The organism is Bradyrhizobium sp. 87 (assembly GCF_023073015.1).
Taxonomy (GTDB): Bacteria; Pseudomonadota; Alphaproteobacteria; order Rhizobiales; family Xanthobacteraceae; genus Bradyrhizobium; species Bradyrhizobium canariense_D.
The window spans coordinates 1-13,887 of sequence record NZ_JADPIQ010000086.1; the positions used below are offsets into that span (position 1 = coordinate 1).

Annotated in this window: 13 protein-coding genes and 4 pseudogenes; 7 read left to right on the plus strand and 10 right to left on the minus strand. The window is 59.3% G+C overall.

Annotated features, from left to right (window positions below; translation table 11 throughout):
• Window positions 1-1,151: 1,151 nt before the first annotated feature.
• Genes IVB50_RS42745 through IVB50_RS42755 form a run of 3 tightly spaced genes read right to left on the minus strand, consistent with a single transcriptional unit; the run spans window position 1,152 to window position 1,985 of the window.
• Window positions 1,152-1,325 (minus strand): hypothetical protein, encoded by a 174-nt coding sequence (locus IVB50_RS42745; RefSeq protein ID WP_345956910.1) that lies wholly within the window; start codon window positions 1,323-1,325, stop codon window positions 1,152-1,154.
• An 11-nt stretch (window positions 1,326-1,336) separates the two neighbouring features.
• On the minus strand, window positions 1,337-1,630 hold the full coding sequence (locus tag IVB50_RS42750; protein ID WP_345956911.1) for an O-antigen ligase family protein: 294 nt from the start codon (window positions 1,628-1,630) through the stop codon (window positions 1,337-1,339).
• Window positions 1,631-1,655: 25 nt separating this feature from the next.
• The gene (locus tag IVB50_RS42755; protein WP_345956912.1) at window positions 1,656-1,985 is read right to left on the minus strand and encodes a hypothetical protein; all 330 of its coding nucleotides are present in this window, start codon (window positions 1,983-1,985) and stop codon (window positions 1,656-1,658) included.
• A 127-nt stretch (window positions 1,986-2,112) separates the two neighbouring features.
• On the opposite strand from IVB50_RS42755, the gene IVB50_RS20845 reads away from it, so the two are divergent.
• From IVB50_RS20845 to IVB50_RS20860, 4 genes are all read left to right on the plus strand, one after another.
• Window positions 2,113-2,538 carry a transposase gene (locus IVB50_RS20845; RefSeq protein ID WP_201263781.1) on the plus strand — a complete coding sequence of 142 codons (426 nt, stop codon included), beginning with the start codon at window positions 2,113-2,115 and terminating at the stop codon, window positions 2,536-2,538.
• On the plus strand, window positions 2,535-2,882 hold the full coding sequence (tnpB, locus tag IVB50_RS20850; RefSeq protein ID WP_085394103.1) for an IS66 family insertion sequence element accessory protein TnpB: 348 nt from the start codon (window positions 2,535-2,537) through the stop codon (window positions 2,880-2,882). Before IVB50_RS20845 ends, tnpB (IVB50_RS20850) begins: the two co-directional genes overlap by 4 nt.
• Window positions 2,883-2,951: 69 nt before the next feature.
• Window positions 2,952-4,603 (plus strand): IS66 family transposase gene (locus IVB50_RS20855; RefSeq protein ID WP_247297060.1). Its coding sequence is split into 2 segments (ribosomal slippage): window positions 2,952-4,323 and window positions 4,323-4,603, totalling 1,653 coding nucleotides; the frame shifts between segments, so codons are not numbered across the junction.
• Window positions 4,600-4,839, plus strand: coding sequence for a hypothetical protein (locus IVB50_RS20860; RefSeq protein WP_085394101.1), 240 nt, complete (start codon window positions 4,600-4,602; stop codon window positions 4,837-4,839). Before IVB50_RS20855 ends, IVB50_RS20860 begins: the two co-directional genes overlap by 4 nt.
• 26 nt (window positions 4,840-4,865) lie before the next feature.
• On the opposite strand, the pseudogene IVB50_RS20865 reads toward IVB50_RS20860, so the two are convergent.
• The 7 genes and pseudogenes from IVB50_RS20865 to IVB50_RS20895 form a co-directional block, all read right to left on the minus strand.
• Window positions 4,866-5,223 (minus strand): annotated as a pseudogene (locus tag IVB50_RS20865) (ligase); the annotation flags it as partial.
• Between the two features lie 1,564 nt (window positions 5,224-6,787).
• Window positions 6,788-8,266 (minus strand): annotated as a pseudogene (locus IVB50_RS20870) (IS66 family transposase).
• Between the two features lie 122 nt (window positions 8,267-8,388).
• Entirely contained in the window at window positions 8,389-8,745 is a 357-nt protein-coding gene (gene tnpB, locus IVB50_RS20875) for an IS66 family insertion sequence element accessory protein TnpB (RefSeq protein ID WP_247297062.1), read from the minus strand.
• Window positions 8,742-9,146, minus strand: coding sequence for a transposase (locus IVB50_RS20880; protein WP_247297063.1), 405 nt, complete (start codon window positions 9,144-9,146; stop codon window positions 8,742-8,744). Before IVB50_RS20880 ends, tnpB (IVB50_RS20875) begins: the two co-directional genes overlap by 4 nt.
• A gap of 67 nt (window positions 9,147-9,213) precedes the next feature.
• Window positions 9,214-9,627, minus strand: coding sequence for a hypothetical protein (locus IVB50_RS20885; protein WP_247297064.1), 414 nt, complete (start codon window positions 9,625-9,627; stop codon window positions 9,214-9,216).
• Window positions 9,628-9,656: 29 nt separating this feature from the next.
• A pseudogene (locus IVB50_RS20890) lies at window positions 9,657-10,538 on the minus strand (ERF family protein).
• Window positions 10,522-11,383: pseudogene (locus tag IVB50_RS20895) on the minus strand (YqaJ viral recombinase family protein). The pseudogenes IVB50_RS20890 and IVB50_RS20895 overlap by 17 nt, the downstream one beginning before the upstream one ends.
• Window positions 11,384-11,776: 393 nt before the next feature.
• Here IVB50_RS20895 and IVB50_RS20900 point away from each other — a divergent pair.
• The 3 genes from IVB50_RS20900 (at window position 11,777) to IVB50_RS20910 (ending at window position 13,482) form a co-directional block, all read left to right on the plus strand.
• Window positions 11,777-12,337 (plus strand): HAD family hydrolase, encoded by a 561-nt coding sequence (locus tag IVB50_RS20900; protein ID WP_247297065.1) that lies wholly within the window; start codon window positions 11,777-11,779, stop codon window positions 12,335-12,337.
• Window positions 12,338-12,893: 556 nt separating this feature from the next.
• Entirely contained in the window at window positions 12,894-13,085 is a 192-nt protein-coding gene (locus IVB50_RS20905; protein WP_247297066.1) for a hypothetical protein, read from the plus strand.
• 67 nt (window positions 13,086-13,152) lie between these two features.
• Complete coding sequence (locus IVB50_RS20910; RefSeq protein WP_247297067.1) at window positions 13,153-13,482, plus strand: hypothetical protein; 330 nt, start codon at window positions 13,153-13,155, stop codon at window positions 13,480-13,482.
• Window positions 13,483-13,887: the final 405 nt, after the last annotated feature.

Consider the following 13,887-nt stretch of genomic DNA (forward strand, 5'->3'; position numbering starts at 1 on the left):
CAACGATGGGATCGAGGTCATCGCCAAGTCGACCGACCGTCAGCCCATAACCGCTGCCGCCTGACCGGCACCGCCGTCACCAAAATTTGGCGATAGCTCGTAGGCTAGTCTCCAGCTCCTTCCGACGAATGCACTCAACGTCTAGGCGATCGTTGTTGGCTCCGGCTCTCAGTCGTGCTTGGCTTGGGCAAACAGAAACTAGAATGCCATTGTTAGGGGAGCCGCCGCGGATGCCGCACCATCGCGTGCGGGCAGCGAAGTTGCAGGTCTTGCTCTGACATTACGAGCTGAATCTGTTGCTTCCGCGGCTTCATGTAGGGTGGCGCGAACTGGCGAGCTTCAGCTAAACGCTTCGCCGCGTACCGGCTAATTCATCGCCAGATCTAGAGGTGCGACCCCAATTTGATCTAAAGGATTGGATTTGCAACGTCGATCCATCCACGCGGCGATCGCTGCGGATCACCACCGCCACGATTTCTCTGTCACCACTCACATTGAGCCCACTGATGAGGCCAACGACCCAAGAAACGAATTTACTCTTGACAAGCGCTTCAAATAGCCGCGGCCAGCGGGTCGACCTGCTCGAATTATCGTGAGGCGACCACTATTCGATACACTTGAACTTGTATCCGTCAATCACCTCGATGTGCCGGGCTCAAGAGGTTGTGAGCGATTCGGCTCCTTTGCACTGCTTGCTAAGAGCAAGACGAGGAGCAAGAGCCCAAGTACTTAGCGGAGATAATGAGCGCGGCGAGAAATGCAGCGGCACCGCAGCCGAAAAGAGGCTGGCGCGGGTCGTTACTATGCGTCCGGGTACCGCAGAGGGTTAGTTTCAAGGCGTTCACTGGCATCAACGGACGACGGCTGGTCAGGCCGTGCTGTATCTTTCGTTTTTGAAGACTCCTTCATCGCTGGACCTTTTCCAAAGTGCATAGGCCGCGTGCGATCCTATGCCAAAACTCTGAAGCTCGGATCTGTCCCTGTATTTGGGGTCCGCAAGCGGGCGATATCCGAGCGTTCGCCCAACCCCCTCGTGTGTCGCCGTACCGGTGCAGAGCCAGAGCAGGATGGAGGCAAGGTAAATTCATCGCTCGCCATATGCGCCGACCGATCAACAATCCCATTGAATCTGTCCGCTCTTATAGTTCATCTCAGCCACACGGACAGTCGTGGCCTTCAGAAATCGGCTTCCCTACCTTCGCCTCAGCCTGTTGTGCCCGGATCACCATGCCTCCGGCGACGCCGACGCCGATGACGTACATCCAGCCCTCGTGAAAGTCGAACAGATGGGAGTTGAATAGCGACGTGAAGACGTTCTGCACCACGATCAGCAGGCCTATCCACTTGGGAAGCCATCTCCGCGAAACAGTAGGAAATGAAATATCCAAATCGCATAGAGAGCGCCTATGCCGATGACGCCCCACTGGATAGCGACATGCAGCGTCTGGTTATGTGGATTCGGAACCACCCTGACACCCGGAACCCACGAGGGGTCTTTCGCAGCTCTCTCGAACAGTCCCTGCGACGAACCTGTTCCATGCCCCACAAGCGGAGCTTGCTCATAAAACTGAACAGCGTGCCGCCAATATTCTAGGCGCTCGCCAATGGATGTTGGTACGTTCTGCTGCATGTAGAGGTGATAGTCCCGCGAAAAACTATCGACCGTCCTGCGCACCTGTGGTGAGGACTGCCAAGCGGGCGACCAGCGCGGCAAAGATGAAAGTGATGCTGCGCCACCTTAAGCGAAGCATACCAAATACACCGATCATGATTGGCACGATGACCAACGCAGTGCGGGAGACGACGACGAATGCCATGTTGATCACGAAGCTAAGTGCTAGTGCTGCCACAAATGTGGCGAGCCAATAACGCTTCTCGCGAAGTAGAATCATCACGGGATAGGCGAGCCCTATGGCACATAGGGCGAATTCTTGGCTCTGATCGATATAGTTCTTGACGAAGATCCCGCGCTCAAGGGGGGGCATATGGTCTCAGCGAAAGATTGGGATGGAGAACTACGAGCCAAGACATTAACAACAGGAGGGCGCAAGACAGTATCGCTCCGGCGAGGACCGCCTTGCGCGGTTTGATGGAGGGTGAAGACTTAGGCGTATGACTGACCATATGCCTATGCCGAAGGTTTCCCGACTTGAAGTCGTCTCGACGGGCGCTCGACGCCGTTGGACATTGGAAGAAAAGCAGCGGATCGTCACCGAGAGCTATGGCGGGCCACGTCTGGTGTCGGTGACGGCGCGACGCAACGGGCTGTCGACAAGCCAATTGTTCACGTGGCGCCGGTTGGCGCGCGACGGCAAGTTGAGCGGGGATGCCGCGCCGGTGCTTGTTCCGGTTGAGATCACGCCTGCGGCGGCTCCGATCTCGAGTGACGCGCCACAACCGGTGTCTTCATCGCCTGCGCAACGTGTAAGGGCCGGCATTATCGAGATCGACCTTGGCGGCGGCTGTCGCGTGCGCGTTGACCGGGACGTAGACACCGAGGCGCTGCAGCGGGTTCTTGAAATTTTGAGACGACGATGATCCCGATCCCGAGCGGCGTCAGGGTCTGGATCGCCACTGGCCACACCGATATGCGTCGCGGCATGCAAAGCCTGGCGCTTGCGGTCCAGGAGACTCTGAAGCGCGATCCTCATGCCGGCGATCTCTACATCTTCCGGGGCCGCCGCGGTGATCTGGTGAAGATTCTTTGGCATGACGGGTTGGGCATGTCGCTCTATGCCAAGCGCCTGGACCGTGGCAAGTTCATCTGGCCCTCGGCGTCGGACGGTGCGGTGTCGATCTCGGCGGCCCAGATGGCTTACATGCTCGAAGGCATCGACTGGCGGAATCCGCAACTGAGCTGGCGGCCACAAAGCGCGGGCTGAGCGCCGAATCTGTAGCTTCTTGCATTTTGGGGAGTCCCATCGCGTCCAATCTGTGATTCACTGCGTCGCATGCATGCTGATCGCGACGCTGTTCCGGATGAGGTTGCCGCCCTGAAGAAGGCGCTGGCAGTCGAGCGCGCGAAGGGTTTGGAGATCGCCGGCGAGCTCGCGGTCGCCCGCGCGAAAGCGTCGGAAGACGAGGCGTTGATCGCGCAGCAGAAGCTGCAAATCGCCAAGCTAAAACATCAGATCTATGGGCAACGGTCGGAGCGCTCGGCGCGGCTGATCGAGCAGTTGGCGCTGACGTTCGAAGAGCTGGAAGCTGACGCCACCGAGGACGAGCTGGCGGCGGAACGGGCCGTGGCCAAGACGACCACGGTGCGCGGATTTACGCGCAAGCGCGCCGAGCGCCAGACCTTCCCCGAGCACCTCCCACGGGAACGGGTGGTAATCGATTGGCCTACGGCTTGTGAATGCTGCGGCAGCAATCGTCTTCGCAAGCTCGGCGAGGACGTGACCCGCACGCTAGAAGTGGTGCCGCGCCAGTGGAAGGTGATCGAGACGGTCCGCGAGAAGTTCTCCTGCCGCGACTGCGAGAAGATCAGCCAGGCGCCAGCGCCGTTCCATGCCATCGCTCGCGGGTGGGCTGGTCCGAGCCTCTTGGCCATGATTATGTTTGAGAAGTTCGGCCAGCATCAGCCGCTCAACCGCCAGGCGGAGCGCTACGCTCTGGAAGGCGTGCCGATCGCACTGTCGACCATGGCAGATGCCGTTGGGGCGGTCTGTGCCTCGCTGGATCCTCTGCTGCGCTTGGTGGAAGCCCACGTCATGGCGGCCGAGCGCCTTCATGCTGACGATACGACGGTACCGGTCCTGGCCAAGGGCAAGACTGACACCGGACGGTGCTGGATCTACGTCCGCGACGATCGGCCATTTGGGGGCACGGACCCGCCGGCGGCGATGTTCTACTACTCCCGCGACCGCAAGGGCGAGCATCCCCAAGCGCATCTGGCCCGGTATGCCGGCATCCTGCAGGCCGACGCCTATGACGGGTACAACCAGCTCTATCTGGCGGGACGCCAGCCCGGGCCAATCCGGGAGGCTGCCTGCTGGTCGCATGGACGGCGCCCGTTCTTCGCGATGGCCGACATCGAAGAGAATGCCCGGCGCAAGGCCACCGGCAAAAAGGAAATCCCGCTCTCGCCGATCGCGATCGAGGTCGTGCGGCGGATCGATGCGCTGTTCGAGATCGAACGGTCCATCAACGGCAAGAGTGCCGAGGAGCGCCTTCAGGTGCGGCAGACGCTGAGCCGGCCTCTGGTCGAGGACCTCCAGGTCTATATGCGGGAGCAGCTTGCCAAGCTGTCTCGGGGGCACGACCTGGCTAAGGCGTTCAACTACATCCTGAAGCGCTGGGCGAGCTTCACCCTATTCCTCGAGGAGGCCGCGTGTGCCTCTCCAACAATGCCGCCGAAAGGGGCCTGCGAGGCATCGCACTTGGGCGAAAATCCTGGCTGTTCTGCGGGTCTGATCGCGGCGGGCGGCGCGCCGCAGCTATGTACAGCCTGATCGTCACAGCCAAAATGAACGGCATCGATCCGCAGGCGTGGCTCACGAATGTCCTCGCCCGCATCGCCGCTCATCCGGCTCATCGGCTGGACGAACTTCTGCCCTGGAATTGGACGCCAGCATCTGCGCTCTCCGCTCGAGCGGCGGCATGACCACCCACGTCAACAAGGTCCATCACGTCACCACCATCACCAAGGTCGCCAAAGACCTCGGCGAAGACGAAGATTGGCTGTGGGACATCGCCAACGAGATGGAGATCGAGGATGGCTTCATCTGGGTCTATGGCGTCGGAGAAGACGGCGTTCAGGCGTTCACCGACTTCGGCATCGACAACCTGATCGAGCTTATTAAGTTCTACAAGGAAAACCCTGGACTGCTGAAGCGGTGATCCTGCGGCCTACGCCGAATGGATACGCAAGACACGACGAACGCGACGAATATCCAATACCCCCGCGGGGAGCGTTCGCACGGGCAGAACGAGCAGCTTGACGGTTGGGCTGACGGCACGGAGTCGCAGGTCCCAAGCCGCGTCTGACCAGAGCGTTCCCACTAGCGCGAGCAGGAACAGCGCGATAGGTGCTGCGCAGATCGGACGTGTCAGCGATCTCAGGAGCGCGCGGACCTGGAGGAACGGCACTATGCAAATCAGAAACGCGGCAGTGAAGATCGACGTGAGGGAGGTCGACCAAGGTAGGGCAGCCACCGTGAGGATTGCAAACAGATCGGCCGTCTCGCCCCATGCTGCTGAGCTTCTAAAACGCCGCCACAACATCTGGACGATGGTTTCACGGAAAGGTGCCGTCACTTGGCCTCTGCCGGCGGCGAAACAAAGCCGCGACGATAACGCCGTAAAAGCTTCCTAATATCAAAACCGTTCTAACGGCAGACTCGGCTAGCGCCGGCCTACGCGCCTGTTCGCAAGTGAAATTTCGCGCGACTAGTACCCTCAGGCTCATTGATTTAAGCAGATATGGACAAGAGAATATTGCACCCATGACACCAGTGCTGCCCGGACGAATCTCAGCTACTGTGCTACTTCTTTTAGTGCCGAAGTAAAAAAACATCGGCGGATGGCGATAGTGCTTAGAGCAGTTTCGTTCGCTAAGCCACAGCTTAGCGGTGCCTACTGAAAGCAATGGGTAAATAAGCGGTTCCAGCTCAAACAAAGATTTGCAGAACGTCTCAGATTTGGACTGCCGCAATCAGCATCGCCCGCGGCGTTAGCGCGCCGCCTCGTTCGGGCGTAATTCGACTGTATCTCGGTCTAAGTCCGCCTCGACAGGTGCGACGGCGCGCCTAAAAAAAGAGTGCCAGCTCGGTTTTCGAACAGCCATTTCATCGGAACTCATCAACGCTCACATTGTTCGTAGCGGCGGAATCCGGGCCTAGCCCCAGGGGATCGGCCTAAATGAAGAGAGCCAGGGAAAATAGCGACGATTGCGGATGATCTGCTCGGAACAAGCGGGGCGCCTCGACAGAGATTGAAAAGGATGCTCTTTAGATGTGGCCGACAATATAGGGCCCTTGAGGATAACGCGACCGTCCTACCCGGACAATAGAGCAGACAGCCAGCAGGGGCAGGGATGAAGTCGGATTGTGAGCGCAGTCTCCAACAGTTTCGGGAAGACCTTTGGTTCATGACGAGTAACTTCTGGGTACCTTTATCTGGAGCAATAAAAGCGTTGCTTTGGACAGCCGTGGCAGTTGCAATGGTATTATTTATCGCCCTCTATCTTCCTTGGTGAGGCACGTCCGCGTTTTTTCTCGAGGAGCGTTGCTTGGTTGCGGTAGTTGCCCTAGCCTTTTCGCCGTGCGTGTTCCGCTCTCTTAAATGGGGACAGCCGCCGCAGTCGTGCTCCACCTCCCGCGTCTGAACATAAGCTCCCATGCTGACGGCGTGTTGGTTGAATCCGTGGACTTGAAGACGGGCGTCAATGTCGCTGCATGACCGTTATTAACCTTACAGAGCACCGTGGGCACTGGCGGCGTCGTTCGCGCACTGACTTCGAAGGGCATTTTTGATGGTGTTCGCTTTTATGATCTCGAGGCCTCGCTGGGTTGCTTATGCAGGAGCGGACTGTACCTCGTTCTTGATCAGACCCTCGGTTGAGGGCGGACGAAGTTACCCGGCTCATGCATTCGGCGGCGGCTATTGATCCTCTTGAGCAAGAACAACCGTCGTAACTGTGCCGCCTTCATTAGCGTCTCGAATAGCGTGAAGATCTCGCGGGCCTGCACGTAGACTTCCACGCTAATAGTGTGCTGATCGAAGCCATATGATGCGAGACGTGCTTCGATCTCGTCTGCCGCAATGCGATCGAGCGTAAGCGTCGTTGTCAGGCCACGGCTTTGAGGGCTTGAGCGCGGTAGGCCCAGGGCAGTAGCAGGTCGATGTCGCGGTTTGGATGTCCGTTGACGATCCTGGTCAGGACGTCGGTGAGGTAGGCGAGCGGATCGACGTCGTTGATCTTGCAGGTCTCGACCAAGGAAGCGATGACCGCCCAATGCTCGGCGCCGCCGTCGGATCCTGCAAATAGTGCATTCTTGCGGCAAAGTTTGATACCGCGGATTGATCGCTCGATGGTGTTGTTATCGAGTTCGATCCGGCCATCGTCAATGAAGCGCGTCAGTCCTTGCCAGCGCGAGAGAGCATAGCGGATGGCCTCGGCGAGCTTGATCTTCTGGCTGATGAGAGCCAGCTTGGCGCGCAGCCATACCTCAAAGGCATCGGCCAGTGGTCGGCTCTTCTGCTGCCGCACGAGGCGACGCTCCTCCGCGCTGCGGCCGCGAATCTCCTTCTCGATCGCATAGAATGCGGCGATGTGGTTGAGCGCCTCGCTTGCGATTGGAGCGGGGCCGGCTGTCGCGAGTTCGTAGAAGTTGCGCCGCATGTGCACCCAGCAGAAGGCGAGCTCGACTCCGCCGCGTTCGGCAAGCTTTGGATAGGCGTTGTAGCCATCGACCTGCAGGACGCCCTTGAAGCCGGCGAGATGGCTGAACAGCCGCTCGGCTTTGCGGTCGGGTGCATAGACATAGGCAATGCCGGGCGGATCGAGGCCGCCCCAGGGCCTGTCGTCGGCTGCATAGGCCCAGAGCTGGCCGGTCTTGGTGCGCCCTCGACCCGGATCGTGCACCGGCACCGTCGTCTCGTCGGCGAACAGCTTGGATCTCGCGCGAAGCAGAGCGAGAAGGCGCTCATGCAGCGGGCGCAGATGGAAGGCGGCATGCCCAACCCAGTCCGCCAGCGTCGATCGATCGAGAGCGATGCCTTGGCGGGCATAGATCTGGGCCTGCCGGTAGAGCGGCAGATGATCGGCTTATTTGGACACCAGAACCTGGGCGACGGTTGCCTCCGTCGGCAGGCCGCCCTCGATCAGCCGGGCCGGAGCCTCGGCCTGCGTGACGCCATCTTCGCAGGCTCGGCAGGCGTATTTAGGACGCCGGGTGACGACAACGCGGAACTGCGCCGGCACCATGTCCAGCCGCTCGCTCCTGTCTTCACCGATCCGATGCAGTTCGCCCTGGCAGCAGGGGCAGGTCTTGTCGTCGAGGTCGACGACGACCTCGATCCGCGGCAGGTGGGCCGGCAGTGCTCCGCGATTGACGCGGCGCTTGCGTGCGCGCTCCGCCCGGCCTTCCGGGGCTGTCTCGTCCCGACCAGCCTCGGCAAAGGCTGCGACCTGTTGGACGTCATCGAGGCCCAGCAGCATCTGCTCCTCGGGAAGCGACTCTGCCTTCCGGCCAAAGCGGTGGCGTTGCAGCTCCTTGATAATCTGACGCAGCCGCTCGCTCTCGTGAAGCGCTGCCAGCAGCATCGCCTTGAGCGTCTCGGGATCATCAGGAAGGTTATCGCTCACAGGTAAATCAGAGCATATTCGCGCCCGCTTGACGACGTGCTCGATGCCCCTGATTCACTTCGCCGCAGCACGGCTCACAATTATCCGACTTGCGTCGGCACGACCGTCTCCCGTGCCGCGTGGACACGCCGCCAATCGAGCCCTTCGAGCAGCGCCGACAATTCCGCCGCCGACAAACGCATCACGCCATCCTCGATCTTCGGCCAGCGGAAGACGCCGTCTTCGAGCCGCTTGGCGAACAGGCAGAAACCCGTACCATCCCAGAAGATCAGCTTGATCCGGTCGGCGCGCTTGGCACGGAACACATAAACAGCACCCGAGAACGGGTCAGCCTGCATGTGCTCGCGTACCAATATGGCAAGCCCCTCCATTCCCTTGCGGAAGTCGACCGGCTTGGTTGCCACCATCACCCGGACAGTTCCGGACGGGCCGATCACCGGCTTGCCTTCAGCGCATGGACGATGGCCGCAATCATCGCCACATCCGCGCCTCGGCCGACCCGGATAGTGACGCCCTCGGCTTCGATCTCGATGCCCCCGATATCCGGCTTGGCCTTGCGTCGCGCTGTCTTGCGCTCATGGCCAACAGCCACGGCCGGTACCAAGGCGTCTACCACCGCCGGTACAAACGGTGGATCGTCAGCCATCGGCGTCGGCAACCGGCGTGCTTGCCGGCGCCAGGTGAACACTTGTTGTGGGGTCAGCCCGTGTCGCCGGGCAATCTCGGAAACGACGGCGCCCGAGACCAGCGTCTCCTCGACAATCCGGGCCTTGTCGTCCTTGGAGAACCAACGACGGCGTCCCGTCTCCGTGATCACTTCCAGCCGGCGCGCCGTCACGTCCGATCTAAGCGTATGGTCAAGCATAGACACAAGCCGATCCCTTCGAAGAGATCGTGAAACTCGCCTATCCCATGTGCCGCGAGAAGGTGGGAGCGGAACGACGCTTACGATCGAGCCGCCAATCGAGCGCGTTCTGAACGATGTAGCGTTCGCCGTCATTTTTGAAGTCCGGCACTATACCGGGCACATCTATCCGACGAAGCGTCATCTCTATTGCTTTTTGGCGATATGATTCCAGCAGCTTGTGCCGCAAAATTCGATAGCGCTGCATCTCCCAGGACAGCTCCGCCACATCAATGGCAAGCAGCCACTCGATCCCCGATTGGGGGGCTATGTCGCGGAAGATGACGGCTTGGAGCGCGCGATGCTGCTCGATGCTTTCGCCGGGGAGAAGTTGGGGAGCAGGACACAGCACTTGAAATTCGACCGGAATAGCGGATGTGGTTGCAGGCGTGGCGTTGCTGAAGGGGCCATTCATTGACGTGTGGCCTCCGGTCGGACCGGCAATCAAGCATCGAATGTGGCTACGTTCCGATTAACGTGGTCATGAACGGGGCTCGCTGCCCATAACTCGCTCGCGACAGGCAAAGGTGATATCTGCATATCCACCCACCATGCCTTTTCGTTGCCATGCCGATGGAGAGCCTGATGGTGAGAGCGGCATAATGGGACGGTGAATTCGTCGCTGACCTTGCGCCCAAGTGTTCGAGGCTGGGCGAACTTGAGGTGGTGGGCATCGGATGGAGCCTGCTTGCAGACCAAGCAAGGCTGTGCCCGGACAAAAGCACGGTGGGCCTTGCTCCGCTTGCGCGGGGGGCTCTTTGGGGAAGGCGAGGCCGCTCCCGTAGCTCAGCCGATTGCTGGGGCTTCAGGACAGCCGGTCGGTTCAAGACGGCTTTGGCGGGCTTTGCTTTCGGCCCGGCAGCCACTTGCGGCTCGGCGGCCGCGGGAGGTCTGGCGATTGCATTAGGGGCGTCGAGGTCGTCCTCACCGGCAATGCCAACCAGAGCAAATAGGGCGTAGCGGCGGGCATAGGTCAATGAGGCTCCCATCCGATGCGGCGCCTCGACCTCCTTTGCGGCGCAGACCGGCCAATCGGAGGAGATCCATTCGCCGGAGGCATGGGCCAGCAGGGTCGTGAGATGCACCTGGCCGCTCCCGGGGGGCGATCCGTGTGGTCTGGACGGTTGCGATCTCCTGCTGGCTCAGCGTCTTGCGAACGATGTCCAGGCCCGAGGCCAGGGAGGCGTAGCGGAAGGTCCGGTCGTCCTCCCGTGGGAACGGGGAGCGGATTACCGCCGTGAGGGTCTTTTCCGGGTTGGTAAGCTCGGCCTGCGCCCGGGCAAGGGGCACCCGCGATGGCCCCATCCGCTCACTGGATTGATGCATCGGACCTCTCCAAGACGAGAGCGTCAAAGCTGATGGCGCCGGACTTGGACCGCTTGGCCTTGATCCCGTGCCCGCTTGCCTCCTTGGCATCCTCGGGCACGAGCTTCTTCAACTCAGCTTTAGAGAGCTCGTGCTTCCCGTGGGCGTCCTTGGTGCGGAGATAGGTTGTAGCGAACTCGCCCCAAGCATTTGACGAAGACATATCGACGACCTTAACGGCCTCCAGCCCTTGGTCGAGGCGTTTCGATGTTGAAGAGCAGAGGCGCATCGCCGCTCTGAACGCAGCGCCAAAACTTCTTCTCGGCGGTGAGGAGCAGATGCTGATAGAGCGGATCGGCGTGAATGTTGATCTCAACCCATTTGCCACCGCCGGTGATGCTCGAGAGTACGGACGAGCGAGCGGCGACCACCCACATATTATGCTGCAGCTGTGCCATATGCTTTTCGGCGGCAGCCTCCTCCATGAACGCCCAGGGCAGCATGAACTTTGCCTCGAACACCGCTCCGGTCTGCTCGACCATGCCATCGAGTGTTGCCGCCATCCATTTGTGCACGGGATGCCGAACCCGCTTTTGGATGTCCGAGATGGTTTGTCCTGTTGAGCGCTGGTACCAGGCGCGATTGAGGACTTCTGTTATCGTGCCGAGCTGGACAATTAGATTATCCGAGAGATCTTCTGGCGCGAGCTCTCCAAGTTTCTCTTGCCAAAGGCGGGTGAGCTTGTCCTGATCGTCACCCATGTTGACACGCGCATCTGAGCCGCCGATGAAGTGGCGGCGGTCATTGGGATTGAACCTGATGATGTGATTGGGCGCATCGACGCCGTTTGTTTGAACTGTTGTCACCGGTATCTCCTACGCAGAAACAAGCGGCTTTACATGCCGCACCGCCTGAAGCCCCGCTTCCGCGAGGCGAGATACCGGCGCTACGATCGAAGGGGGCGCCCGGTGGAATCAGTAACGCTCCAATCGCGGATGAAGGCCAGTCCTTTCTGCAGCCACAATCTTGCTCCTTTTAGCGATAGGAATCGCTCTTGTTCTCACGCGCTTAGGGCAACGACGAGACGAGGTTGACCGGTATAAAGCCGACCAAACGAAGCCAATTCACGGATGAACAGCAAAGACGTGGATGTAAAAGGGCGCGCTCGCAGCGAACGATGTTGTCGGTCGCATGACATGTTGAAATGAAGCCGTGATTGTCGGAAGATTGCCGGTCACTCCAATTTGGGCCCGTGAGATTTGAAGCGTCCGGCAGTATTTTTCGATCGTGATGGCGTCCTCAACGAGGACGATGGCTATGCTTTCGATCCGGGCAAGATCCGGTGGGTGGAAGGAGCCCAGCAGGCCGTCAAAGCAGTCAATGACGCCGGGTATCTTGCGTTTGTCGTCACCAACCAATCAGGAATTGCGAGGGGGTTTTACGAGGAGCGGCATGTGCGCAATCTGCACGAGTGGATGTCGCGTGAACTTACAAGCGTTGGTGCCCGTATCGATGCGTTCGAATTCTGCCCCCATCACCCCGATGGTCTGATTGAGCGTTACCGTGTCCTCTGCAGCTGTCGTAAGCCGCAGCCGGGGATGATCAGAGCCCTCCTTGAACGGTACTCGGTGGATATCGATGCTAGCTTCATGATCGGCGACAAGCAGAGCGATCTTGCTGCGGCGCAAGCGGCCGGAATAGCAGCCTATCTGTTTGATGGATCAAACCTGCACACTTTCATTACCCCGTTGTTGACGGGCTCGTCCTATCCTCCGGATCGGTCACCATCGCGTCGCGGAGGAGCCGGAACCGACGATTGATGTGGTCTGGTCGGCGAAGGGATTGCTCGACTGCAAAGTAGGAAAATCAAGGAGGCAAGTTGGCGTCAAAGCGACAAATCAAAGCCAATCGCGCAAACGCAGCGAGGAGTACCGGGCCGCAAACAAGCGCCGGCAAAGCAGCATCGAGCCGCAACGCCTATCGGCATGGCTTATCTCGTTGGGACGAACCCTCTGGTTCTGGTTTCGCTGGCTTTGATGCAGTCGTTGCGGACGACATCAAAAGTACGGACATCGATGTCGCAGTTCAAGATCTGGCTCAAGCTAGGAGTCGCCAGGATCGCCTGCGAGAGCTTAGGTTAATTCTGATCTTGGCGGTAATTGAGGGCGCGGAACCAACGCAAATGAGATATTTGTCTAGCTTGGAACGGTACGAGAAGGCTGCTCTCTCGCGGCAACGGCGGGGGCTCAAACATTTGAAGCGGAATGCCGGATGAGAACCACGAGCTGAGTAGGGCATTGGCAGTATAGGGCCTTCAGGCCGGGGAGCGTCGCGCCGAATGGACGGGCTGCTAGTATTTCAAGTCTTGGAGGCTGCATGAACTACATTTTCCCACTGTTGGCTGTCGCGATCACGATCGGCCTGTTTGTGCTCTACGCGATGGTGCGGCAGAACTTGCGGCGATCCCGCCGCGCCGATGAGGTTCCTCACTGGCCGGGTTCGAGCCTGAGATCGACCGCAGAAGCGTTCACCGCCATACGCAGGGTGCATCGAGAAAATCGAAACTGAGCTTGCGCCCTTGGGCAAAGCAACAGATGGACCTCCTTGGAAGTAGCCGTTTTCGGTCAAGGAAGAGATGAAACGAGCTCTTGCCATAGTGATGATGTTACTCTTGCCGACGTCGCTGAACGCCGGATCAACGATCGTGGGCGCTGGCTCGCAATCTTGTACCGCCTGGTTGAATAGGAAGAAGAACTTAGTCGTAAAGGCAGCCTTTGAATCCTGGGTCGTAGGCTTCGTCAGCGGACTAAACGTGAGTGCCGAGAGGGACATTGTCGGAGGCGGCGATTTCTCCGCGATCGTTGCTTGGATGGACCGGCGCTGCAAATCTAATTCTTTGGATCAAATTGGGGTGGCAGCTCTGGATTTGGCGATGGAATTGGCGGGTAACGCGGCGAAGCGCTGATCTGCTAGATTCGCCGGTTTACGTTCTGCCGCTACATTCCTTCGATGCGCGGTCCGTTCTAAGAGGCGACTGCCCGTCTGCCTTTCAGTGTGAACTCCACATAAGTTCATGATAGGATTTCGGAGCCGGCCTGAATCGCGGAAACAGATGTGCGGATCAAGCTACCCGAGACAGACCTCAAATCAGTGCAAAGTCTTGGTAGCATTGAGCTCAAAGATGAAGGGGGCGGACACGTCGGCCAATACTTTTTCGGAAAGGGTCACGGCCGGACCGTCTTCCTATTCGGGAAATCCGAGATAGGATAACACGCCGTCAACCTGAGCAATCACGGCGAACGGCAAATAGCGCGGATTGATGCAGGCCAGGGCGATAGACGCGAGCTCAAAGCATAGAAATAACGCTCAT